This window comes from Pandoraea commovens (genome assembly GCF_902459615.1).
GTDB lineage: Bacteria > Pseudomonadota > Gammaproteobacteria > Burkholderiales > Burkholderiaceae > Pandoraea > Pandoraea commovens.
The window spans coordinates 83,609-106,249 of the sequence record NZ_CABPSA010000011.1 but is presented as its reverse complement, the minus strand read 5'-3'; the positions used below and the strand labels follow the sequence as shown (position 1 = coordinate 106,249).

Here is a 22,641-nt window from a genome sequence, read left to right as displayed (position 1 = left end):
CGCGAATGGACGATCAGACCGGCGTCTCGTAAATCACGGCGAGCTGCTCGCGACGTCGCGGGTCGTCGCCAATCACACGACCCTGCGCTTCCGCCCACGCGTGGGCGTAGAACGGCTGGCGCTGTACGCCGATCACCAGTTGCAGACGCAGTCCGTCATGCGCGCACCACAGGGCAAGCGCTGCGTACCACGGCAGGCACGGTGTGCACTGCGGATAGCACAATGCCGCGCGGTGCATCGCCGCGACGTACGGCGCGTAATCGCCGGGCAGACCGTACTGCGTGTCGCGTCGTTTCTGGGCGGCATTGATGCGCCCGATCACGCCCGCCATACGCGTCTTGCGCGTCGCTCGCTGGGCTTGCCAGAGCCAATAGCTCGCACGCATCACATCGCGAGTACGCGCGTGGCCAGCAAGATCGCCGGGCATCGCCAGCCAGGCGTCGAAGCCGAGACGAGGTGCCATGTCGCGTGTGGCGTGTCGGGGGTCGGGCATGTCTTGCTCACCGGGCGCGAGTAGCCCCTCGGCGTCGAACATGTCCTGCATCGCTGGCAGCGTCTGCGCGACCTCCTCCGGCGCGTGACGCCATCCGATCAGCCGACGCAGCGCCTGAGAGTGCGCGTACGACAGATTGAAGTAGCGATCGCGAGCGAGCTTGAGCACGACGACGTGTGCGTCCATCCCGACGATGTGAACGTCCGGTGCCAGATGACGGAAAACCGGCGCGTCCGCACACGCGCCGGTTCCGATTCGCGTCGAATCTGCCACGTCAGGCATGACCTCCGGTCACCGGCGGCAGCGTCGGGATGCAAACCGGCTTGAAGCACAGCGGCAGCACGGTGATGCCTTCGGCGTCATTGCCGAGGACACCTCGCGTGGCGTGCGTGGCATCGACCGATGCAAGCACGTCGAGTTCGGTCACTTCTTTCACGGCTCCCAGATCCTTCTTCATTTAGGACTCCTTGTTGAGTGAATACGAACGGAATCGTCCGCGTCTTCATCATAGGAAACGAGAGCCGATGCATTTATGGGAATTTTCCGAAGGCGCACGTAAACCCCGTGCAGGGACTTGCGGGTCATTGCGACGCGCAATGGCAGTGCCATAAACAAAACGCCCGTGAGGCGAACCTCACGGGCGTCTGCGATAACGTTGCTGCGGCTTAGCGCTGCGCGGTCTTGGTGACCTTCGTCGCGGGCTTCGCCGACGACTTCGCGACGGCCTTGGCAGGTGCTTTCGCGGCGGCCTTGACGGGTGCCTTGGAGGCGACCTTAGCCGCCGGTGCGGCCTTGCTGGCGACCGCCGTCTTGGTCTGCTTGGCGGCCGGACGGTGGTCGACCACACGAATCATCTTGCCGTTCTTGCCACGCACCAGACGCGTACGCGGTGCATCGCCATCGTCCTTCGCGGCGACCGGCTCCGGTGCGGAGGCGGCGAGCACGCGCGAGGCGTCCTTCACCGGCACGTGCAGGACCAGCAGTTGGCCCGACGTCAGCGTGTCGCGACGCAGGCGGTTCCAACTCTTGATCTGCGCCACGCTCACACCACTGCGCGATGCCACGCCAGCGAGCGTGTCGTGCTTGCGGGCACGCACCATCACCTTGCGGGTGTCGGGAATATCCGGTTCGAGGGCGAGCACGGCGCTGCTCGCGACCGAGGCGCTGATGTCCTGATCGATGTCGTCCGAGCGCGGCACCAGCAGCGTCGAGCCCGCCTTCAGGCGCATGCGCGGCGCAATGTTGTTGACCGAGCGAATCACGGCTGCGTCCACGCCCAGCTTGCGCGCCACGTCTTCCGGACGCTCACGCGACGACGACGTGTACGTCGTCCAGCTCGACAGCGGCTTGTCGTAGCCCTTCAGACGACGCTGGAACACTTCGGCGCTATCGAACGGCAACAGAATCTGCGGTTGTGCAGCGCCCAGAATCACGGGCTTGCGGAACGACGGGTTGAGTGCGCGGAATTCGTCGAGCGGCAGATCGGCCAGCTTGGCAGCTAGCGCTACGTCGATGTCACGCTTGGTGGTGACGCTCACGAAATACGGGTGATTCGGAATCTCCGGCAGCTTCACGCTATAGATGTCCGGATGCGCAATGATGTTCTTGATGGCCTGGAGCTTAGGCACGTAATAGCGCGTTTCCGTGGGCATGCGCAGGCTCAGATAGTCGGTCGGCAGACCTTGTGCCTGATTGCGGTCGATGGCGCGCTGCACGTTGCCCTCGCCCCAGTTATAGGCGGCCAGTGCAAGATGCCAGTCGCCGAACATCGCGTAGAGCTTCGAAAGGTAATCGAGTGCGGCGGTCGTCGAGGCGAGCACATCGCGGCGCTCGTCCTGGAACATGTTCTGCTTGAGGTTGTACGTCTTGCCCGTGCTGGGAATGAACTGCCACATGCCTGCGGCCTTGGCCGTCGAGAGCGCTTGCGGGTTGTATGCGCTTTCCACGAACGGCAGCAGCGCGAGTTCCGTCGGCATATGACGGCGCTCAAGCTCTTCGACGATGTGGAACAGATACTTCTCGGAACGCTGAATCATGCGCTCGACATACTCGGGGCGCTGCGCGTACCACTGCGTGCGATCCTGCGCGAGGTCGGTGTCGAGGTCGGGAATGGAGAATCCGTGGCGGATGCGCGACCAGAGATCGGCGTCGTCGCTGCCGTAGGCCAGATCGTTGATCGAGTCGTTGTCCAGGTCGATGGTCTGATCGCTGGAGACGCGCTGCTTGCCTTTTGCGGTCGAAGCGACAGGCGACTTGCTCTGCGCATCGGGCGTGGAATTCGATGCACCTGTGGTCGGCGCTGTGCTGGCACACGCTGCGAGAAGCAGCGTCAGGAGCAAGCTAACGATAAGTCGCATTGATCGGGCTCGATTTGGGTTACATCTTCATGAAATTGGCAAGGATGTTAAGGAAACCCTTCAGATGCGTCAACCTTTCTGCCTAAATTTTTTGCAAAATTTACGCAGAAATGTCCCAAAAGCAAGGGTTATCCCCGAGTTTGAATTCACAAATTGTGGCTGCGACGAGACGCATTTTCGACGCGCTTCGTGACAGGGAGAACGTATACGATGCCATCGATATGACTCCGAAACTTCACACTTGGGGCGATTCGTCAGGGCGGAGCAGGCGTCGACAAACCTGTCAACGTCTGCGCCGTGACAGAGCGTATGACGCGCTGCGATGTTGACAGCGCAGCACTTGCACAGCTAGCGCCTTGCACGCCAGCCGTGAAATCAGCGAAAGGTGTCTTTCCAGACGCGCACGGTCGCGAAGACCGCTTCGCGCGAGAGCAACGCGCGTCCCGCGTGGGCTTCGGCGGCCGCGACCACGGCCGGGGCGTCGCTGCGAAGGAAGGGATTGGTCACGCGCTCCTGGGCAATCGTCGTCGGCAGCGTCGGGCGACCGGCCGCACGCAGCGCCGTCGCTTCCCTATGCCACGCCCCGAGCGCCTCGTTATCCGGATCCACGGCGAGCGCGAAGCGGATATTCGATAACGTATATTCGTGCGCGCAATGCACGAGCGTGGCGGGTGGCAGCGCGGCGAGCGCATCGAGCGATGCGAGCATCTGCGCGGGCGTGCCTTCGAACAATCGGCCGCAACCGCACGAGAACAACGTGTCGCCGCAGAACAGGTGCGGCGCACCTGCGGCACCGGCCCCCAGGAAATACGCAATGTGGCCAGCGGTGTGGCCGGGCACGTCGATCACCTGAAGCGTCATCGCAGGCGATGCAATGTGCACCGTCTCGCCGCCGTTGTGCGGATGATCGACGCAGGCGATCGCCTCATGTGCGGGACCGTGCACCGGCACGTCGAAACGTTCGAGCAACGTATCGACGCCGCCGATGTGATCGGCATGTTTGTGCGTGATGAGGATGGCGCGCAGCGTGAGGTTGCGCGATTCGAGATAGGCGAGCACCGGTGCAGCGTCGCCCGGGTCCACCACGACGGCATCTTTGCCGTTGTCGACGACCCAGAGATAATTGTCCTGGAACGCGGGGACTGGAAAGACGGTCAGTGTTCCGGCTGACTGTCCACTTGCCGCATCTGCGTGCGCATCCATATATACTCGCCACCATGTCAGAACGTCCGATTATAGACTGGCCCGTCTGGCTCGTCTCACCGCCAGGCCGCTACGCGCTCGCATGGGAACAGGCCCTCTTCGACCAATGGGTCGGGGATCTGTTCGGCTATCATGCGTTGCAGTTGGGCCGTCCCGAGCTCGATACGCTACGCGAAAACCGCATGCCCTACCGGGGCCTCATCCTGCCCGCCGCGCGTGGCCCGGAGGCCCCGCCGCTCATGACCAAAGCCGCCAGCGACACGACCGGATGCGCGCCATCCGGCACGCCCGGAGGCGCGAGCGCGGAGATGGTTGCACGCGACATCCTCGTGAGCCGCTTCGACGAACTGCCGATCGCCACGGCCAGCACAGATCTTGTGGTGCTGCCGCACGTACTCGAATTTGCCGAGAATCCTCACGACATCCTGCGCGAGGTCGAACGCATTCTCGTGCCGGAAGGTCAGGTCATCATTACCGGCTTCAACAACCTGAGTCTCTGGGGCGCACGGGAGGAACTGGGCCGACTCGCCGGCGCGCCGTTCCTGCCGCCGGGGGCCGATCTGATTGCATTCACCCGCCTGAAGGACTGGCTCAAGCTGCTGTCGTTTGATATCGACCGCGGCCGCTTCGGGTGTTATCGTCCGCCGCTTCGTGGCGACCACTGGTTGCAACGCTTCGAATTCATGGAGCCTGCGGGCGACCGCTGGTGGCCGATCTTCGGCGCGCTGTATGCCGTGCGTGCGGTCAAGCGCGTCAAGGGCATGCGTTTGGTCGGCAAAGTCCGCAAGCGTATACTCGGCCTCCAGCCAGCGGCGGCACCGGTTGCCACACCGAATACCACGCATCGCCAACTGGCGGAAACGACCGAAGCGTCCGATTGATTGTTTGAGAGATGACCTTGCCGCAAGTTGAGATCTATACCGACGGCGCCTGTAAAGGCAATCCCGGCCCCGGCGGCTGGGGCGCCCTGCTCGTCGCGGGCAAGCACCGCAAGGAAATGTTCGGCGGTGAACCCAACACCACGAACAACCGCATGGAGCTTCTCGCCGTCATCCGCGCGCTCGAAGCCCTGAACAAGCCCTGTCAGGTTGTGCTTCATACAGACTCGCAATATGTCCAGAAAGGCATCAGCGAATGGATTCACGGCTGGAAGGCGCGTGGCTGGAAGACGGCCGCGAAGGAACCGGTGAAGAACGCCGACCTCTGGCAGGAGCTGGACGCCGTCTCGCAGAAGCACGACATCGACTGGCGCTGGGTGAAGGGCCATGCGGGGCACGACGGTAACGAAGCCGCCGACCAGTTGGCCAATCGCGGCGTCGAGAGCCTGCGCCGCGGGTAAGCGAGTAAGCCCTTCGCATCATCCGCGCACTGCGTGAGGACGTTGTCATTTGCAACGGCCGGCAATGCGCCAATTCCGAAAGCACACGAAACACGACCGAACATCATGCGACAACTGATCCTCGATACCGAAACCACCGGCCTGAACGCCAAGACGGGCGACCGTCTGCTGGAAATCGGTTGCGTCGAACTGGTCAATCGGCGCCTGACCGGCAACAACCTGCACTTCTATATCAACCCCGAGCGCGACAGCGATCCGGGTGCACTGGCGGTGCACGGCCTCACGACCGAATTCCTCTCCGACAAACCCAAGTTCGCCGAGATTGCCGAGCAGTTGCGCGAGTACTGTCGCGACGCCGAGATCATCATTCACAACGCGGCGTTCGACCTGGGTTTTCTCGACATGGAGTTCGGCCGCCTTGGCTGGCCGCCGTTCATGCAGAACTGCTCGGGGTTGATCGACACGCTGATGCGTGCGCGCGAAATGTTCCCGGGACGACGCAACTCGCTCGATGCGCTTTGCGAACGACTCGGCGTGAACAACGCGCACCGTACGTTGCACGGCGCATTGCTCGATGCGGAACTGCTCGCGGACGTTTATCTCGCGATGACGCGCGGTCAGGAAAGCCTTGTCATCGACGACAGCGAGGGTGACGACAGCAGCGACGGCGTGCCGCGCGAGAAGATTTCGTTGCGTCAGTTCGATCTGCCGGTGATCCTCGCAGCCAGCGAAGAAGTGGAGTTGCACGATGGCGTACTCAACGGCATCGACAAGGGCATGAAGGGGACGTGTGTGTGGCGCAAAGAACCGACGCCGCCGGAAGGCGAAGCACCGGCGGCGCCCTGATTGCACGATCTTTTGGCGAATGCGGCGAGCCTCGCGAAAAAATCGCACAAAGCCCTTCCCAAACGAAGAAAACGTCCCTATAATCGCTGTCTTTGCTGCTTGCGAGTCATCGCAAGAAACGACGTGAAGTGATCGAGAGATATCATCACGACGGCAGCAAAACAGAACAAAAGAAAGGTTGCAGACTTCTACGAAAACAGTTAAAGTTCTGCTCCTGATTGCGAAAGAAGAACTTCAGCAATCGACACTAAGTCATTGATTTAGTTAATGATTTGGGTGGTTAGCTCAGCGGTAGAGCACTGCCTTCACACGGCAGGGGTCACAGGTTCAATCCCTGTACCACCCACCAGATTCGCGCGACTCGCGCAAGGAAAGGCCCTCAGGCAAACGCCGAGGGCCTTTTTCTTTTTCTGCCCAATCTCTGCTCACACTCTCATATCTCTGACCGCTCGTTCCAAATTCGCCCGAAGGATCACGCGATGAAACGGTGCAATCGTCGCAAGATAGATTCTTCCCAGCCGGTTATGGCAATGCACAACTGTCGCGGTGAGCAACTCGCGCCCATTGGCCGAATCGGTGCGAAGTTGGACGGAAACGCGGAAATCGAGATGCCTGTCATCTGCACCCAGAACCAACTCCGTCGCACTCTTTGAGAGCAGTGGAAAGAAACTGATCACCGGCCCCCGCGCTGCGCCAGCAAGGCCGACGGCGTGAGACGATTTGACGTTGACGGTCACCATCACTGCGTCGCGGACACACAAGAGTGCACGAATCCACCACGCCTGCCGCTCGAACAGGATGCGCGTCAGGACCTCCAGATCGTCGCTGGCCTCGGGCGGCAGTCGAATTGCATACGCGTCTGACAAATCTGCGCCCGCATAGAGCGGTGCAATTGCGCTGTCGCTAGGCATAGGCACGGCGCGCGCTTTGGTCATGAGTGAAGTCACGAGTATCGAGAAGTAGGCGTAACAACGGTGAGCATGCGAGTCAGACTACACCGATCCCATGCTCGCGTATGCGGCACATGACCGCACCCTGGATGATGACGCTGCCGGGAAGTTCGCTGCTGCACCGGCCTCACGTGGTCGACCCCGCCGACACTGCGATGTTCGGACTCGGCGTGACCGCGTACGGTGCGCTCTGGAACCGGATTTCCTCGTGTCTCGACGACGGCTTTAGTGGCGTTTTTCATAGATTATTACTATCGAAAAACTAAATCCATCCAAACAACCCTCATCAGAAGGCCCTCCTTCCCTGCCAATTCCCACACCCCTGCCCCAGCCTGCGGTGTTTTCAACGGCGAGATGGGCACTTTCGTGCCAGTCTTATATAAGACCCAAGCATTCACATTACGAAAAGGCATTTCAGTTTTGCCCCCGACCCGTGTCACAATCAGGGAAAATTTGTCATGGCTTGCGGACTGTGACCCAGTCGGCGGCGTTCCCCCACCTTTTCCTGATTCTTGAATCCGAGACCAGCGATGAGCACGCAGCAACCCAGCATCATCTACACCCTGACCGACGAAGCTCCGCTTCTCGCCACCGGCTCCTTCCTCCCGATCATCCGCACGTTCACCGCTCCGGCGGGCGTGGCGGTCGACACGAGCGACATCTCGGTCTCGGGCCGTATCCTCGGCGAATTCCCGGAATTCCTGACCGAAGAACAACGCGTCCCGGACAACCTCGCCGAACTCGGTCGTCTGACGCAGGATCCGAACACGAACATCATCAAGCTGCCGAACATCAGCGCATCGGTGTTCCAGCTCCAGAGCGCCATCAAGGAACTTCAGTCGAAGGGCTACAAGATTCCGGACTTCCCGGAAGACCCGAAGACCGACGAAGAGAAAGCCATCCAGAAGCGTTACTCGAAGTGCCTCGGCTCGGCCGTGAACCCGGTCCTGCGTGAAGGCAACTCGGATCGTCGCGCACCGCTCGCCGTCAAGAACTACGCCAAGAAGCACCCGCACAGCATGGGCGAGTGGAGCATGGCTTCGCGCACGCACGTCGCGCACATGAAGCATGGCGACTTCTACCACGGCGAAAAGTCGATGACGATCGACAAGGCTCGCGACGTCAAGATGGAACTCGTGACGAACAGCGGCAAGACGATCGTCCTCAAGCCGAAGGTCTCGCTGCTCGACGGCGAAATCATCGACAGCATGTTCATGAGCAAGAAGGCGCTGTGCGACTTCTACGAAGAACAGATGGAAGACGCACGCAAGACCGGCGTCATGTTCTCGCTGCACGTGAAGGCCACAATGATGAAGGTCTCGCACCCGATCGTGTTCGGCCACGCCGTGAAGATCTTCTATAAGGAAGCCTTCGAGAAGCACGGCAAGCTGTTCGACGAACTGGGCGTGAACGTCAACAACGGTCTCGTGAACCTGTACGAGAAGATCGAAGCGCTGCCGAGCACGCAACGCGAAGAGATCATCCGCGATCTGCACGCCTGCCATGAGCACCGTCCGGAACTGGCGATGGTCGACTCGGCCAAGGGCATCTCGAACCTGCACGCACCGAACGACGTGATCGTCGACGCATCGATGCCCGCCATGATCCGTATCGGCGGCAAGATGTGGGGCGCCGACGGTCGTCCGAAGGACACGAAGGCCGTGATCCCGGAGAGCACGTTCGCTCGTATCTATCAAGAAATCATCAACTTCTGCAAGACGAACGGCGCATTCGATCCGACCACGATGGGTACGGTGCCGAACGTCGGCCTGATGGCGCAGAAGGCTGAGGAATACGGCTCGCACGACAAGACGTTCGAAATCGCCGAAGACGGCGTGGCGAACATCGTCGACATCGCCACGGGCGAAGTGCTGCTCTCGCAGAACGTGGAAGCCGGCGACATCTGGCGCATGTGCCAGGTCAAGGACGCACCGATCCGCGACTGGGTGAAGCTCGCCGTGAACCGCGTGCGCAACTCGGGCATGCCGGCCGTGTTCTGGCTCGACCCGTACCGTCCGCACGAAGCCGAACTGATCAAGAAGGTCGAAACGTACCTGAAGGATTACGACACCAACGGCCTCGATATCCAGATCATGTCGCAAGTGCGCGCCATGCGTTACACCCTGGAGCGCGTGATCCGCGGTCTGGACACCATCTCGGTGACCGGCAACATTCTGCGCGACTACCTGACCGACCTGTTCCCGATCATGGAACTGGGCACCAGCGCGAAGATGCTCTCCATCGTGCCGCTGATGGCCGGTGGCGGCATGTACGAAACGGGTGCTGGCGGCTCGGCACCGAAGCACGTCAAGCAACTGGTGGAAGAGAACCACCTGCGCTGGGATTCGCTGGGTGAATTCCTGGCACTGGCTGTCTCGCTGGAAGACCTGGGCATCAAGACGGGCAACCAGCGCGCCAAGATCCTCGCCAAGACGCTCGACGCCGCAACGGGTAAGCTGCTCGACAACAACAAGGGTCCGTCGCCGAAAACCGGCGAGCTGGACAACCGTGGCAGCCAGTTCTACCTGTCGATGTACTGGGCACAGGAACTCGCCGAGCAGAAGGACGACGCCGAACTGGCCAAGCTCTTCGCCCCGCTCGCAAAGCAACTGACCGAGAACGAGAAGACCATCGTGGGCGAACTCGCCGACGTGCAAGGCAAGCCGACCGACATCGGCGGCTACTACAAGCCGGACTTCGAAAAGCTCGAACAAGTCATGCGTCCGAGCAAGACGTTCAACGCAGCGCTGGCAAGCGTCGCCAAGGCGTAAGCCACGGTGTCGTGCCGGGCGGTCCACAAGGACTGCCCCGGCAGCAAGAAATAAAAAAGCGGGTCCACTCACATGGACCCGCTTTTTTTGTCGGCGACGCTTCTTGCATGAAGTATCGCCCCAGAGGGACGGGCAGCGCTGCCGCCCTTCCCTCACATCACTTCGGAACGATCAGCGATTGACCTGTTCCTTCGACTGCGTGAGTGCCAGCACGGCACCCAGTGCGAGCGCTGCCGACACACAGTACATACCGGCGTTCGTGCTCTGCGTCACGTCCTTGAGCCAGCCGATGACGAACGGGCTCACAAAGCCTGCCAGGTTGCCGATCGAGTTGATCATGCCGATGGCAGCCGCCGCGGAGCCGCCGACGAGCAGCGCGCTCGGGTACGTCCAGAACACGGGCATCGTGGCCAGCATGCCCGCCGTGCCGACCGACAGCGCGACCATCGCGAGCGGTACGTTGTTGCCCCAGATCGTGCTCAGGTACAGGCCAACGGCACCGGCGAACGACACTACGGCGAAGTGCCAGCGACGCTCACGCGTGCGGTCCGAGCTGCGTGCCACGGCGATCATGCTGACGACTGCGCAAGCATACGGAATGGCGGTCAGCAGACCCACGTCGAGCGCGCTCTTCACGCCGCTGGCCTTGATGAGCGTCGGGAGGTAGAAGCCGATGCCGTACAGACCCATCATGCAGCAGAAGTAGATCACGGCCATCAGCCACACGCGACCGTTCGAGAACACCGAGGCCACCGATTGCGGTGCCTTGCCCGCGCTGTCCTGTGCGATGTTGTGCTCCAGCACGGCCTTCTCGTCTTCGGTGAGCCACTTCGCAGCGCGAATGCCGTTCGGCAGATACATCAGCGTGATCACGCCGAGAATCACCGACGGAATGGCTTCGATGAAGAACAACCATTGCCAGGCCTTCCAGCCGCCCACGCCGTTGAACGCTTGCAGAATCCAGCCCGAGAGCGGACCGCCGAACACACCGGCAACCGGAATACCGATCATGAACAGCGCGTTCATGCGGCCACGGCGCTGCGCCGGGAACCAGTAGGTCAGATACAGCACGATGCCGGGGAAGAAGCCCGCTTCAGCCACACCGAGGAGGAAGCGCACCACGTAGAACTGCGTCGGCGTCGTGACGAACAGCGTCGCCGCCGAGAGCACCGCCCACGAGATCATGATGCGCGCAATCCAGCGACGCGCACCGACCTTGTGCATGATGATGTTGGACGGCACTTCGAAGAAGAAGTAACCGATGAAGAAGATGCCGGCGCCCAGACCGTAGACGGTCTCGCTGAACTGGAGGTCGTTCAGCATTTGCAGCTTGGCGAAGCCGACATTCACGCGGTCCAGATAGGCCGCGACGTAACACAGGAAAAGGAACGGCAACAAACGCCAGGTCGCTTTTGCGTAGGCTTGCGCCTCGATCTCGCGCGTATGCGCGTTGGCTTTGACACCGCTTGCGATAGTACTCATGGTCTCCACTTCGAACTTCGGCTGCCACGCAGCCTGAATTGACTGCAACGTTGCACCCGGACCACTCGCACCGATCACGCTGCCTTACCCACTCGACCGCTCTGAAGACCTCACGATTCCCATGTTGCGAGAATCGATCACGCGCAGGCCCGGAGGCATTGTCTCCGGACGTCGCGCCCGACGGTTAAGTCGTTGCGCGACGCATCTCACCCTGCCATCCCCTTAGGTATTGGGAGGCCGAGGCGGATTGTAAACCATAGGACACCGCTTTAAATGGAACGAACCTTCAGTACATGATCATTTTCTTGAGGTGCGATCTGCGGGCATAGCGTAGGCATTTACAGGCTTCTGCGGGACGACGGAAGGCAACGCCGTGCGCCTCTCGGGTGAGAGAGACAGCACGGCGCTGCATCGACCTCAAATCAGCGCTGACGCGCCCGCAACGACACGATCACGACGACACCCAGCACTGCCGCCACCGCCCCGCACAGGAAGACGGCGCGATAGCCGAACGGGTTGGCCACGGCCCCCGCGAGCGGACCGGTGGTCAGGATGGCGATGTCCTGAAACGCGGCGTACGTGCCGAGGCTCGTGCCACGGCTGGCCGCCGGTGCGCGCTTGACGACTTCAATGCCCAGCGACGGGAAAATCAGCGACGCCCCCGCCCCGGCCAACGCCGTACCCAGCAGCGCGAGCCACGCGACGGGCGCTTGCCAGACGATCAGCAGCCCGATGGCCTCGACGACGAGCGACGCCTGTGCCACTCGCAGATTGCCGAAGCGCTCGGGCCAGCGTCCGCCGATCAAACGCATCAGCACAAACGCCAGACCGAACGCCGACAAGGCAATCGCCGCACCAGTCCAGCGCGACGCCTCGAAGTACAGCACCACAAACGCACCGACCACAGCGAACCCGACACCCTGCAACGCCAGCGCCAGTCCGGGCATGAAGACGATACGCAACACCTGCGAGTACGGCAGCGCGCCCCCTGCCTGATGCGCGGGCGCGACGGCAGCAATGCGCGAGATGACGGCCCAGCCCGCCAGCGGCAGCAGACAGATTGCGATGGCGACGCCCGCCAGCGACATGCCGCCGTAGAGCGCCAGCCCCAACGGCGCGCCGACCGCGAATCCGCCGAAGACAGCCGCGCCGGTCCACGACATCACGCGGCCCGATTGCGCGGCACCGAGACTGCCGATGGCCCACGTCAATGTGCCGGTGATGCACAGGCTCTCGCCGACGCCGAGCAGCAAGCGGGCGAGCGTCAGCACAGCAAGACGCGGTTCGGCGGCCGCCGAAATCAGGCTCGTCGCGAGCAGCGCGATGCCTGACAGTCCGACGAACACCAGACCGCGCATGAGCGCCACGCGCGCACCGCGCTGATCGGCGGTGCGTCCGGCGAACTTGCGGGTGAGCACCGTGGCGAGCGACTGCACGCCCACGGCAAAGCCCACGATGACGTTGTGATACCCGAGCGTGTCGTGCACGAACAGCGGTACTACGGAGAGCGACATGCCGATGGTCAGGCACGCGAGAAAAACATTGAGCGAGAAGCGCACGAGCAACGCCGTAGCGTTGGCGGGCGCACCCGCCGCCTGATGCGGGGGTTGAGCCCGATCCGAAGATTGGGCCGATGTAGCGGAGGACGACATGCGAGAAAACTCCAAAGGTTACCGGTCAGCGCAAGCCAGTGCCGAACGACACAAATGACACGCGAGCAAAGCCATCGGCGAAACACCGGCGAACGATGAACAAGCCACGAACGACGGACACCAGACGCCAACCGGCGGACGAACGACCGCAAACGGGGCATCGGTATCGAAACAGGCAAATCGGAGGAGGACGGCGCTTATGACGCTCAGAGAACCGAAGACAACGCTGAATGGGTTGCCCGGTAGTTCACGCAGAACGCACGCCCCTCGACCGACGTGCCGGTAGAACCGGCCGCTGTCGCGGAGAATGCGTTGATTCACGTGAACGCTTACGTGACACCGGAGAAGATTTCACTAGATGCCAAGAATCCGTCGCCATTCTAGCCACGCATGTTGCGTTGCGCAAGCGATGGACATGACGCGAAAGCCACACCTCGCGCTCAGCCGGTCAGTCGGTCAATCGATGGGGTCCGTCCCCTTCGCACGACGCGTGCTCGCCTTGACGGTCTGTTGCAACGCACGTCGCAGCGCGCTGTAACGTCGCAAGGCTTCTTCCATCACGGAGATACGTGCGGTGCCCGCCGCGCCGTCGGCCAGCAATTTGGCCTTGAGCCCGCCATACGCCGCCTCCATCGCCGACGCATGGGTGCCGAGCGATTCGCCACCGTCTTCCGGCAACGTGTCGCTTTCCACATGATCGAGCAGCGCGCCCGATTCGCGCAGGAACGCCGCGTAGACGTCCGACATCCCGGTCGCGGTGCTGGTCTGGTCTCGCAACGCGGAAGCTGCCACCGCTTGCTCTGCCGCACTCTCGTAGTAACGTAGTGTGCGCAGCGTGTCGGCCAGTTGCTCGGCGGACGCCGCGCCCATCGCCACGCGACTCATGCGCTCGGCAAACGTCTGGCAGACGCTGCCGAGGCGAGTCACGCACGCGTGCGACTGGGCCAGCACGCCGGAACTCGTGCCGGTCAGCGCGCCACGCACCATATGCCGACTGATCACGCCAAGACGCTCGACTTCGCGTTTGAGCGCCTCGACGGCCAGTTGCGGCACCTGCAACACGTTGTCGTCTAGGAACTGCGGTGCACCCTCGTCTTCCTCGCGCGAGCGAAAGCGGCGCTGCAACCAATGCAACAGCGGCGTGGTCAGCGGAATCATCAGCAGCACGCCAAGCACATTGAAGGTCGTATGGAAGATGGCAAGCTGGATGGCGGGGTCGGCTTCGCGATGCATCCATTCCATGCCGGTAGCGATGGCGCGGATCATCCACGGCAGCAGCAAGAGCGCCACGACAGCCGCCACCACATTGAAGGCGACGTGCGCCATCGCCGCACGCCGCGCGTTGGGCGTCGCGCCGATGGCCGCGATCACGGCCGTTACTGTCGTACCGATGTTCGCGCCGATCACCACGGCCGCCGCGCCCTGCGCGCCCAGCAGTCCGTTCTGCGCGGCCGTGAGTGTGATGGCCATTGCCGCCGCCGAGGACTGCACGATGCAGGTCAGCACGAAGCCCACGACGACTTGCAGCAGCACATCGAGCGGGCCGGTGCCATCGGGCAGACGAATCATGCCCGCCATGTCGATGAAGGCAGATTGCAGCAGCGAGATGCCGAAGAAGAGCAGGCCGAAGCCCGCGAGCGCATTGCCGATGGCACCGCGCCGGGTGCCCGCGCCCGTCAGACGCAGCGCCACGCCGACAGCGATCATCGGCAGCGCGAACGCATCGATATTGAATTTGAGGCCGATGACCGCGACGATCCAGCCCATCATCGTCGAGCCGAGATTGGAGCCGAACATCAGCCACAGAGCGCCGCCAAGCTTGAGCAGTCCGGCGTTGACGAAGCCGATGGTCGCAATCGTCACGACGGAGGAGCTTTGGGTGATGGCGGTGACGAGCACGCCCGAAGCGAAGGCCTGCCATCGGGTGCGCGTCGCTCCCGCGAGAATGCGTTCGAGCGCAGGCCCGGCGGCGAGTTTGAGGCCATCGGTCATCATCGCCATGCCGATGAGGAAGATGCCGACGCCACCCGCCAGAATGCTGACCGCCTTGACGATTTCACCCATGCAACGCCTTCCTTTGTGCGTACTGCCGGAGCTATCGAAGTGGTGCGCGTCGTCGCCTGCGAGGCGACTGTGGAATCTACTGTCGGCCCGGCGGCTGTGCCGTCAGGCGTCGGCGCGCAACAGGCCCCAGCATAACCGGTAAAGCTCGTCCTCAAATTCTGGAGTGCCAAGCAACGGGGAGTCTTCGAGCACGGCCGAGCGCAGTGTGCCCATGAATGCGCGCGTGAGCACAAAGACCGTGGCGGTGGTCGGCGGACGCATTCCCGGCGCATCGCGGCGCGACATGGCGACAGCGATATGCTCGGCCGCCTCGCGCATCGCCTGCATGATGTTCTCGTGATGGTCCATTTGCCACGCCATCTTGATGAGCGAGCGCTTCACGCGTCCTCCCGAACCGAAGGCTTCGATCAGCATGCGGATGCGCTCGCGAATCACGCGCTCAGGGTCTGCACCTTCATCGGCGGCGCGTGCGAGAAATTCGTTCTGCTCGTCCATTACGCGACGCCGCTCGCGCGCAATCATTGCCAACAGAATCGCTTCCTTGGTCGGGAAGTACTGATACAGCGTGCCAATCGAAAAACCGGCCTTCTTGGCGATGCGATTGGTCGTGAGCGCCGCCTCCCCTTCTTCGTCGAGAACCTGAGCTGTGGCCTCGAAAATGGTCTCGACGGTGTGCTGCGCGCGTGCCTGCATCGGCCGCTTTCGCATGGCGGACGGGGCATTCGGGGTGGCGGGCGACTTCGGTGTGGACATAACTGAAAACCTGAGCAGGAACTGAGCGAGAAGCGAGTTGCGGCATGACGCCTGAAAAATGAATAATGCTCACATTCGGTATGAATTTCAAGAGACGGCGTCATGGACGTCACATTCATCGCATCCGACATTCGTCTCGACTGCCAGAGAGGTCTGCCATCATGAGCAACGACATTTCCGCGCTGACCGTGCGCAAGCTGACGGTCGATCTGGCCAGTGGCTTCGAGCGCCATTGGCACAGCGGCGACGCTTACCGCACGATGTACTACAACGCGCTGTCGATGAGTTTTCCCGTCGGCGAGCAGTCGTTCATCGACTCGGTGCGCGACACGATGGACCGTCTGCCTGACGACGCGCGTTACGACAAACTGCGCGCCGACATCGCGCAATTCATCGGACAGGAAGCGACGCACCGTCATCTGCACGGCCAGTACAACGCGCAGCTTGCCAAGCAAGGCCTGGTGAATCATTGGGAGAACTGGGCGACGTCGCGCATTCAGTGGGCGCGGCGCCGCAAGCTGTCGCCGATGTACATGCTCGCCGTCACGGCTGCTTACGAGCATTGCACGGCGGTGTTCGGCGACGGCGCACTGCGCTACGACCGCTGGCTCGCGAAGGCGGAGCCGAAGATGCGTCTGATGTGGCGCTGGCACGCGGCCGAGGAGACCGAGCACAAGGCGGTGGCGTTCGACCTGTATCGCGCGCTGGGTGGCAGCGAGCGCCAGCGGGTACTGACGTATCTCTACGTGCTGTTCATGTTCGGGCTGGAGAGCCACGCGCAGACGATCAACAATCTCTGGCGCGATGGCACGCTCTTCAAGCCGAGCACGTGGTGGGGATTCACGACGATGTTCTTCGGTCGCGACGGCGTCATCTGGCGCACCACCGGGCCGATGCTCAAGTACATGCTGCCGTCGTTCCATCCGAATCGTCACGGCGATCCGGCGCTCGCGCAGAACTGGCTCGAAGCGCATAACGCGAGTTGGCGCGCGGTTCGGTAAGCACCGTTGACGACGGCGGCTTGCCTTAAGCCGCCATCAAATTGAAAGCGGATATTCGCGTCCAGAGCGCGGATATCCGTTTTTTTTCGCGCCCGCAAATTGCGCTGCGCAAGAGGTAAACCGCCAGTGTTAACCCGAGAAGTGTGACGGCAACAACGGAATAACGAGTATCAACGCCGCGTGATATGTCGTATGAGGCACCTTGATAATAATGATCACGCCTCAAAGCAACACCGATCCCCGCGCAACGCGAAGTCAGTGTGTCAATGACTCAGGCGTGCCCCCTTGCACCCTTCGGTGAAAAGAGCAGTTCAGAGGCACGCACAAACTAAAAACGAGACGGAGACACATTCATGAGCAAGGCAGCAAGTTGGCTGCGGGGCACGCTCGCCCTCGCAATTTGCGGCGCGGCGGGCGTCGCGAACGCACAATCCAGCGTTTCCCTTTACGGTCAGGTCGACGCGTGGGTCGGCGCGGCCAAAGCCCCGGGCGGCGACCGTGCGTGGACGCAGGCCGGCGGCGGTATGTCCACGTCTTACTGGGGTATCAAGGGCGCCGAAGATCTTGGCGGTGGCCTGAAAGCGATCTTCACGCTCGAAGACTTCTTCCTGCCGCAGAACGGCAACTACGGCCGCTTCACCGGTGACAGCTTCTTCTCGCGCAACGCGTACGTCGGCCTGCAATCGGACACGCTGGGCACGATCACGATGGGGCGGCTCACCACGTCGTACTTCGTGTCGACGATCCTGTTCAACCCGTTCGTCGACTCCTACACCTTCAGCCCGATGGTCTACCACACGTTCCTCGGTCTCGCGGGACAGGGGATCGTCGGCGACTCGGGCTGGAACAACGGCGTGATGTACGCCACGCCCGACTACAAGGGACTGGGCGCAAGCTTCTCCTACGCCTTCGGCAACAAGGCAGGCGAAATGGGGCAGAACAAGTGGAGCGCTGCGGCCATGTACTTCCACGGCCCGCTCGCCGCGACGCTCGCCTATCAGCAGGTCAAATTCGACTCGACGCCCGACGATCAGGCCGGTATCACCGGCTTTCGCAATCAGCAGGCACTTCAGGCCGGTCTGACGTACGACTTCAAGGTGGTCAAGTTCTTCGGTCAGTACCAGTACATCAAGAACACGATCACGGGCGGCAATCTGACGTCCAACGGCGGCCAGCTCGGCTTTACCGTGCCGCTCGGCGGGGGTAATGTGATGGCGTCTTACGCTTACACGAAGAACTCCGGCGCGAACAACGCCAGCCGGAATACGTGGGCCATCGGCTACGACTACAACCTCTCCAAGCGCACCGATGTGTACACGGCCTATCTCAACGACAAGGTTTCCGGGCTGGATGCCGGGAATACTTTCGGGGTGGGCATGCGCATGAAGTTCTGACAGACTCGACGCAAGCAGTCGCCTGACAAAATCAGTGGCACGGGCTCGCGCGCAGTACAATGCGCGCGCCCCCGCTGCACACGGACAACGGCATAACAAAGTCACAAGGAGAGCGCGTTGCTGACCAAATTCTTCAAACTCGAGGAGCATGGCTCCAATGTACGCACGGAAATGGTGGCGGGTCTGACGACCTTCCTCACCATGTCGTACATCATTTTCGTCAACCCCAACATCCTCGGCACGACGGGCATGGACAAGAGTGCCGTGTTCGTGGCGACCTGTCTTGCAGCGGCGATCGGCTCGGTGGTGATGGCCTTTGTCGCCAACTACCCGATCGGCATGGCGCCGGGTATGGGCCTGAACGCCTTCTTCGCCTTCACGGTCGTGGGCGCGATGGGATACACGTGGCAACAGGCGCTCGGCGCGGTGTTCATCTCAGGGTGTCTGTTCATCATCCTGACCGTGACAGGGGTGCGATCCTGGCTCATTGCCGGGGTGCCCAAATCGTTACGATGTGCGATTGCAGCGGGTATCGGTCTGTTCCTCGCCATCATCGCGCTCGGTAACGCTGGCGTGGTCGTCGCCAACCCGGCCACGAAGATCGGTCTGGGCGATCTCCACTCGCCGCAGGCACTGCTCGCCATCTTCGGCTTCTTCCTGATCGCTGTGCTCGACGCGCTGCGGGTTCGCGGTGCCATCCTGATCGGCATTCTGGCCGTCACGGTGCTCTCGATGGTGCTGGGTCTGAACCAGTTCCAGGGCGTGTTCGCCATGCCGCCGAGCCTCTCGCCGACGTTCCTCCAGCTCGACATTCCGGGCGCCCTGCACGCCGGTTTTGTCCACGTCATTCTGGCCTTCGTGCTGGTCGAAGTGTTCGACGCGACAGGTACGCTGATGGGTGTGGCCAAGCGCGCCGGTCTGCTCGAAGGCACGCATTATAAGGGCTTGGGACGCGCGCTCTTCGCCGACTCCATCGCTATCTTCATCGGCTCGCTGCTGGGCACGAGCAGCACGACGGCTTACGTGGAAAGCGCTTCGGGCGTGCAGGCGGGCGGCCGCACGGGTCTGACCGCACTGACGATTGCCGTGCTGTTCATCCTCGCGCTGTTCATCGCCCCGCTGGCAGGCTCGGTTCCGGCGTACGCCGCGGCACCGGCACTGCTGTATGTTGCAGGTCTGATGCTGCGCGAACTGCTCGACGTCGAGTGGGACGACATCACGGAAGCCACGCCGGCCGCCCTGACCGCGCTGGCCATGCCGTTCACGTACTCGATCGCCACCGGTCTGGCGTTCGGCTTTATCTCGTACGCCGTGCTGAAGTTGTTCACGGGCCGTGCGAAGGACGTCCACCCGGCAGCGTGGGTGATCGCCGTGCTGTTCGTGTTGAAGTACGCCTTCTTCCCGGGCTGATCGACCCGAGGTATCGTCACCGTCGATTGGGACGGTTCCGATAACAAGCAACAAGCAAAACGGCCCGCCGGGGATTTCCCGGCGGGCCGTTTTGTTTTGACGTCGCCGTTATGCCCGGGCAGCGGAGATCAATGCCGCAAGTCCCGAGCGATGTTGGCCCTGCGCGTCGAAGTTCTCCGGCGAGAGCCACTGCTCGAAGCCCCGGCTGATCGCAGGCCATTCCGCATCGGTGATGGAAAACCACGCCGTATCCCGGCTGCGCCCGCGATAGACGATGGCGTTGCGGAAGATCCCTTCGAACGTGAAACCGTAGCGGGCCGCCGCACGGCGCGAGGGCGCATTCAACGAATCGCACTTCCATTCGTAGCGCCGATAGCCCAGCTCGTCGAACGCGCGGCGCATCAGCAGATATTGCGCCTCGGTGCCCGCACGCGTGCGCTTGAGCAACGGCGAGTACGCCACGTGCCCGACCTCGACCACTCCGTTCGCCGGGTCGATGCGCATGAGCGCGAGCGTGCCGACAGCTTTGCCCGTCTCCAGATCGACGATGGCGTGATGCAGCGGATCGGTGGACGCCGCGAGCTTCGTCGCATACGCGTAGTAGCTGTCGAAGTCAGGGAACGGACCACCGCTCATGTAAGTCCAGTCGCGCCCGTCCGGCGCGGTGGCGAAGGCGTCGAAGAGATCCTTGGCGTGACGCTCGACGTCGATCGGCTCCAGACGGCAGTACCGGCCGCTCACCGGCGTGCGCGGGGGCTGCGCGCGCGGCTTCCAGTCGGGCAGCGCCGGGCCGATGGGCTGGTCGTAGTCGTTGAAGTTCGGTGCGTCGGTCATGGCTCTCTCGTCTCCGGCAATTGGATGGGCATTTTGATCATCAAGGCTAAGTTATCGCGCCAGTGGTACGATGAAAAGCACCACTCCTCGCGAATCTCTTGGTGCCATGACATCCGTAGCCAAAACGCGCGCCGACTCAACGCCCCCGGCACCTGCCTTTGCACCGGAAAACGTTGCCGCCCTGTTCGATAGCCCGCTTGCCACGGGACCGGGGCGCAACGTCTCACTCCAGAAGCAGCTCCTGACGCGACTCAAACACGCCATTCTCGAAGGACGTCTGCCTGCGGGTGCACGTTTGCCAGCCTCACGCACGCTCGCAGAAGACCTCGCCGTGTCGCGCAACACCGTCTCCATCGTCTACGACCAGCTTGCTGCCGAGGGTTTCATCGTCCCGCATCGGCTCGGCACGCGCGTCGCGCAACTCTCGCTCGATCCGCACATTGCCGCGCAAGCAGCGCTCGTGGCGAAGTCGAACGCGCGGGATGTCGCGCCGACGGACATTGCACCGGAAGTCGTGACCGCACCGTCACCGTCACGCCGCATTCAACGCCTGCCCGCCACCCGGCACGCCGCACGCGCGGGTGAAACCCCGCTGCCGTTCACGCCCGGCGTGCCCGCGCTTACCCGCTTTCCAGCAAGCACATGGCGACGTACGCTGGAGCGCGTCATGCGTGAAGCGCAGCCCCGTCACTACAACTATGGCGATCCGCTGGGCGAGCCTGCGCTGCGTGAAGCCATTGCCGACCACCTCCGCATTTCGCGCGGCGTACGGTGCGACGCCTCGCAGGTCGTCATCACGGAAGGTGCGCACGAGGCGCTGATTCTCTGCGTGCGGTTGCTGACCGACCCGGGCGACACGGTGTGGATGGAAGACCCCGGCTATCGGGGCGCGAAGGCCGCTTTTCATTCGAGCGACGTGCGATTGCAGGCGCTGCGTGTGGACGACGAAGGCATCGTGATTCCCGACGGCTTGTGGGAGCGCTCGCCGCCGCGACTGGTGTACGTCACGCCGTCGCACCAGTACCCGCTCGGCAGCGTGTTGTCGGCATCGCGCCGTCTCGATCTGATTGCACAGGCGCGGCGTCACGGCGCGTGGATTCTGGAGGACGACTACGACAGCGAGTTTCGCCATCAGGGCGAGCCGATTGCTGCGATGCAGGGGATGGTGCCGGACGCGCCCGTGGTCTATGTCGGGACCTTCAGCAAGACGATGTTCCCGGCACTGCGTCTCGGGTTTCTGATTCTGCCGACCGCACTCGCGACGCAGGCCCGCGACGCGCTCGACGAACTCCTGCGCGGTGGCCATCGCTTCGAACAGCTGGCACTCGCCGACTTCATCCGAAGCGGGCAGTTTGCGCGCCATCTGGGGCGCATGCGGCGTTTGTACCGGGAGCGTCAGACGGCATTGCGCGACGCGCTGGCCACGCACTTCGATCCGGCATACGCGGTGATTGGCGAACGCTGCGGACTCCATCTGACGGTGCGGCTGGACGCGGCCTTCCCGGACAAAGCCATCGTGGAAGCCGCCCAGCGCGAAGGGATCGGCCCTCGCGCGCTATCGAGCTTCGCACTCGATCCGCAACCGGCGGACAACGGGCTTGTGATCGGCTACGGGGATACGGACGCGTCCCGCATCCCCGGATTGATCAAGCGGCTGGCGGCGATTGTCGCAGCCGCCGGGTTAACGTCGGCTGGGTCGGCTGGGTCGGCCGGGTCGGCCGGGTCGGCCGGGTAAGTTCTCAGCGCTCACGGCAGACGAGCGTTGGGTCGGGACATTGACACTCGTCATCGTCCCACGGTGGGCACAGTTGGTACGGTGAATCGGCTGCCTGCACTCCGGGAAGCTCAGCGGCTTGTATCGTCGGAATTTGTGTCCAAAGCGCCGCCGAGATCAACCCGGCACGCATCATCCAGTTCTGTTTCATTTCACACTCCTAAGATGAATGCCCGTTGCGATGAGCAAGGGCGCTCGCAGCAACCCTGCGCGACGCGCTGGCTGCTGCGGATTCAATTTAGGTCGGTGATACGGCAGACGACTTGCAGAAATGCGCTCGCGCCTCCGGAATTGGGAGGACAGCGCAGTGCAACGGGA

At 62.5% G+C, this 22,641-nt stretch carries 18 protein-coding genes and 1 tRNA gene; 9 read left to right on the top strand and 10 right to left on the bottom strand.

The window, feature by feature from the left end; genetic code table 11:
• Positions 1-13 precede the first annotated feature (13 nt).
• The 4 genes from PCO31010_RS24250 to gloB all read right to left on the bottom strand — a co-directional run bounded on the left by PCO31010_RS24250 (position 14) and on the right by gloB (position 4,053).
• Positions 14-775 carry a lasso peptide biosynthesis B2 protein gene (locus tag PCO31010_RS24250; protein WP_150666508.1) on the bottom strand — a complete coding sequence of 254 codons (762 nt, stop codon included), beginning with the start codon at positions 773-775 and terminating at the stop codon, positions 14-16.
• Positions 768-950: a hypothetical protein gene (locus PCO31010_RS24245; protein WP_150666507.1), complete on the bottom strand. Its 183-nt coding sequence runs from the start codon at positions 948-950 to the stop codon at positions 768-770. Before PCO31010_RS24245 ends, PCO31010_RS24250 begins: the two co-directional genes overlap by 8 nt.
• Positions 951-1,158: 208 nt before the next feature.
• Positions 1,159-2,850 (bottom strand): transglycosylase SLT domain-containing protein, encoded by a 1,692-nt coding sequence (locus PCO31010_RS24240; RefSeq protein ID WP_150666506.1) that lies wholly within the window; start codon positions 2,848-2,850, stop codon positions 1,159-1,161.
• A gap of 375 nt (positions 2,851-3,225) precedes the next feature.
• Entirely contained in the window at positions 3,226-4,053 is an 828-nt protein-coding gene (gloB, locus tag PCO31010_RS24235; protein WP_150666505.1) for a hydroxyacylglutathione hydrolase, read from the bottom strand.
• A 14-nt stretch (positions 4,054-4,067) separates the two neighbouring features.
• On the opposite strand from gloB, the gene PCO31010_RS24230 reads away from it, so the two are divergent.
• The 4 genes from PCO31010_RS24230 to PCO31010_RS24215 all read left to right on the top strand — a co-directional run bounded on the left by PCO31010_RS24230 (position 4,068) and on the right by PCO31010_RS24215 (position 6,587).
• Positions 4,068-4,934 carry a methyltransferase domain-containing protein gene (locus tag PCO31010_RS24230; protein ID WP_150666504.1) on the top strand — a complete coding sequence of 289 codons (867 nt, stop codon included), beginning with the start codon at positions 4,068-4,070 and terminating at the stop codon, positions 4,932-4,934.
• Positions 4,935-4,945: 11 nt separating this feature from the next.
• On the top strand, positions 4,946-5,392 hold the full coding sequence (rnhA, locus tag PCO31010_RS24225; protein WP_150666503.1) for a ribonuclease HI: 447 nt from the start codon (positions 4,946-4,948) through the stop codon (positions 5,390-5,392).
• A 105-nt stretch (positions 5,393-5,497) separates the two neighbouring features.
• Positions 5,498-6,238, top strand: coding sequence for a DNA polymerase III subunit epsilon (dnaQ, locus tag PCO31010_RS24220; RefSeq protein ID WP_150666502.1), 741 nt, complete (start codon positions 5,498-5,500; stop codon positions 6,236-6,238).
• Between the two features lie 274 nt (positions 6,239-6,512).
• Positions 6,513-6,587: transfer RNA gene (locus PCO31010_RS24215), tRNA-Val, on the top strand.
• A gap of 76 nt (positions 6,588-6,663) precedes the next feature.
• On the opposite strand, the gene PCO31010_RS24210 is transcribed toward PCO31010_RS24215, so the two are convergent.
• Positions 6,664-7,173, bottom strand: a complete 510-nt coding sequence (locus tag PCO31010_RS24210) for a DUF2867 domain-containing protein (RefSeq protein ID WP_150666501.1) — start codon at positions 7,171-7,173, stop codon at positions 6,664-6,666.
• A gap of 545 nt (positions 7,174-7,718) precedes the next feature.
• Here PCO31010_RS24210 and PCO31010_RS24205 point away from each other — a divergent pair.
• Positions 7,719-9,959 carry an NADP-dependent isocitrate dehydrogenase gene (locus PCO31010_RS24205; RefSeq protein ID WP_150666500.1) on the top strand — a complete coding sequence of 747 codons (2,241 nt, stop codon included), beginning with the start codon at positions 7,719-7,721 and terminating at the stop codon, positions 9,957-9,959.
• 171 nt (positions 9,960-10,130) lie between these two features.
• Here PCO31010_RS24205 and PCO31010_RS24200 read toward each other — a convergent pair whose 3' ends face one another.
• The 4 genes from PCO31010_RS24200 to PCO31010_RS24185 all read right to left on the bottom strand — a co-directional run bounded on the left by PCO31010_RS24200 (position 10,131) and on the right by PCO31010_RS24185 (position 15,910).
• On the bottom strand, positions 10,131-11,441 hold the full coding sequence (locus tag PCO31010_RS24200) for an MFS transporter (protein WP_150576991.1): 1,311 nt from the start codon (positions 11,439-11,441) through the stop codon (positions 10,131-10,133).
• 422 nt (positions 11,442-11,863) lie between these two features.
• Positions 11,864-13,093, bottom strand: a complete 1,230-nt coding sequence (locus PCO31010_RS24195; protein WP_150666499.1) for an arabinose transporter — start codon at positions 13,091-13,093, stop codon at positions 11,864-11,866.
• Between the two features lie 456 nt (positions 13,094-13,549).
• Positions 13,550-15,157 (bottom strand): Na/Pi cotransporter family protein, encoded by a 1,608-nt coding sequence (locus PCO31010_RS24190; protein ID WP_150666498.1) that lies wholly within the window; start codon positions 15,155-15,157, stop codon positions 13,550-13,552.
• A gap of 102 nt (positions 15,158-15,259) precedes the next feature.
• Entirely contained in the window at positions 15,260-15,910 is a 651-nt protein-coding gene (locus tag PCO31010_RS24185) for a TetR/AcrR family transcriptional regulator (protein WP_246179632.1), read from the bottom strand.
• A gap of 161 nt (positions 15,911-16,071) precedes the next feature.
• On the opposite strand from PCO31010_RS24185, the gene PCO31010_RS24180 reads away from it, so the two are divergent.
• The 3 genes from PCO31010_RS24180 to PCO31010_RS24170 all read left to right on the top strand — a co-directional run bounded on the left by PCO31010_RS24180 (position 16,072) and on the right by PCO31010_RS24170 (position 19,715).
• Complete coding sequence (locus PCO31010_RS24180) at positions 16,072-16,911, top strand: metal-dependent hydrolase (RefSeq protein WP_150666497.1); 840 nt, start codon at positions 16,072-16,074, stop codon at positions 16,909-16,911.
• 353 nt (positions 16,912-17,264) lie between these two features.
• The gene (locus tag PCO31010_RS24175) at positions 17,265-18,305 is read left to right on the top strand and encodes a porin (RefSeq protein ID WP_150666496.1); all 1,041 of its coding nucleotides are present in this window, start codon (positions 17,265-17,267) and stop codon (positions 18,303-18,305) included.
• A 117-nt stretch (positions 18,306-18,422) separates the two neighbouring features.
• Positions 18,423-19,715, top strand: a complete 1,293-nt coding sequence (locus tag PCO31010_RS24170; RefSeq protein ID WP_150666495.1) for an NCS2 family permease — start codon at positions 18,423-18,425, stop codon at positions 19,713-19,715.
• A 108-nt stretch (positions 19,716-19,823) separates the two neighbouring features.
• On the opposite strand, the gene PCO31010_RS24165 is transcribed toward PCO31010_RS24170, so the two are convergent.
• Positions 19,824-20,549: a GNAT family N-acetyltransferase gene (locus PCO31010_RS24165; RefSeq protein WP_150666494.1), complete on the bottom strand. Its 726-nt coding sequence runs from the start codon at positions 20,547-20,549 to the stop codon at positions 19,824-19,826.
• 106 nt (positions 20,550-20,655) lie between these two features.
• Here PCO31010_RS24165 and pdxR point away from each other — a divergent pair, with 106 nt between their 5' ends.
• Positions 20,656-22,284, top strand: coding sequence for a MocR-like pyridoxine biosynthesis transcription factor PdxR (pdxR, locus tag PCO31010_RS24160; RefSeq protein ID WP_246184757.1), 1,629 nt, complete (start codon positions 20,656-20,658; stop codon positions 22,282-22,284).
• Positions 22,285-22,641 lie beyond the last annotated feature (357 nt).

Excerpts from the sequence above, each read along its gene's own strand:
- PCO31010_RS24205 (WP_150666500.1), top strand. The coding sequence starts at position 7,719 with ATGAGCACGCAGCAACCCAGCATCATCTACACCCTGACCGACGAAGCT.
- gloB (WP_150666505.1), bottom strand. The coding sequence starts at position 4,053 with ATGGATGCGCACGCAGATGCGGCAAGTGGACAGTCAGCCGGAACACTG.
- PCO31010_RS24195 (WP_150666499.1), bottom strand. The coding sequence starts at position 13,093 with ATGTCGTCCTCCGCTACATCGGCCCAATCTTCGGATCGGGCTCAACCC.
- PCO31010_RS24190 (WP_150666498.1), bottom strand. The coding sequence starts at position 15,157 with ATGGGTGAAATCGTCAAGGCGGTCAGCATTCTGGCGGGTGGCGTCGGC.
- PCO31010_RS24240 (WP_150666506.1), bottom strand. The coding sequence starts at position 2,850 with ATGCGACTTATCGTTAGCTTGCTCCTGACGCTGCTTCTCGCAGCGTGT.
- rnhA (WP_150666503.1), top strand. The coding sequence starts at position 4,946 with ATGACCTTGCCGCAAGTTGAGATCTATACCGACGGCGCCTGTAAAGGC.
- PCO31010_RS24200 (WP_150576991.1), bottom strand. The coding sequence starts at position 11,441 with ATGAGTACTATCGCAAGCGGTGTCAAAGCCAACGCGCATACGCGCGAG.
- PCO31010_RS24230 (WP_150666504.1), top strand. The coding sequence starts at position 4,068 with ATGTCAGAACGTCCGATTATAGACTGGCCCGTCTGGCTCGTCTCACCG.
- PCO31010_RS24185 (WP_246179632.1), bottom strand. The coding sequence starts at position 15,910 with ATGTCCACACCGAAGTCGCCCGCCACCCCGAATGCCCCGTCCGCCATG.
- dnaQ (WP_150666502.1), top strand. The coding sequence starts at position 5,498 with ATGCGACAACTGATCCTCGATACCGAAACCACCGGCCTGAACGCCAAG.
- PCO31010_RS24250 (WP_150666508.1), bottom strand. The coding sequence starts at position 775 with ATGCCTGACGTGGCAGATTCGACGCGAATCGGAACCGGCGCGTGTGCG.
- PCO31010_RS24175 (WP_150666496.1), top strand. The coding sequence starts at position 17,265 with ATGAGCAAGGCAGCAAGTTGGCTGCGGGGCACGCTCGCCCTCGCAATT.
- PCO31010_RS24180 (WP_150666497.1), top strand. The coding sequence starts at position 16,072 with ATGAGCAACGACATTTCCGCGCTGACCGTGCGCAAGCTGACGGTCGAT.
- PCO31010_RS24210 (WP_150666501.1), bottom strand. The coding sequence starts at position 7,173 with ATGACCAAAGCGCGCGCCGTGCCTATGCCTAGCGACAGCGCAATTGCA.
- PCO31010_RS24245 (WP_150666507.1), bottom strand. The coding sequence starts at position 950 with ATGAAGAAGGATCTGGGAGCCGTGAAAGAAGTGACCGAACTCGACGTG.
- pdxR (WP_246184757.1), top strand. The coding sequence starts at position 20,656 with ATGACATCCGTAGCCAAAACGCGCGCCGACTCAACGCCCCCGGCACCT.
- PCO31010_RS24165 (WP_150666494.1), bottom strand. The coding sequence starts at position 20,549 with ATGACCGACGCACCGAACTTCAACGACTACGACCAGCCCATCGGCCCG.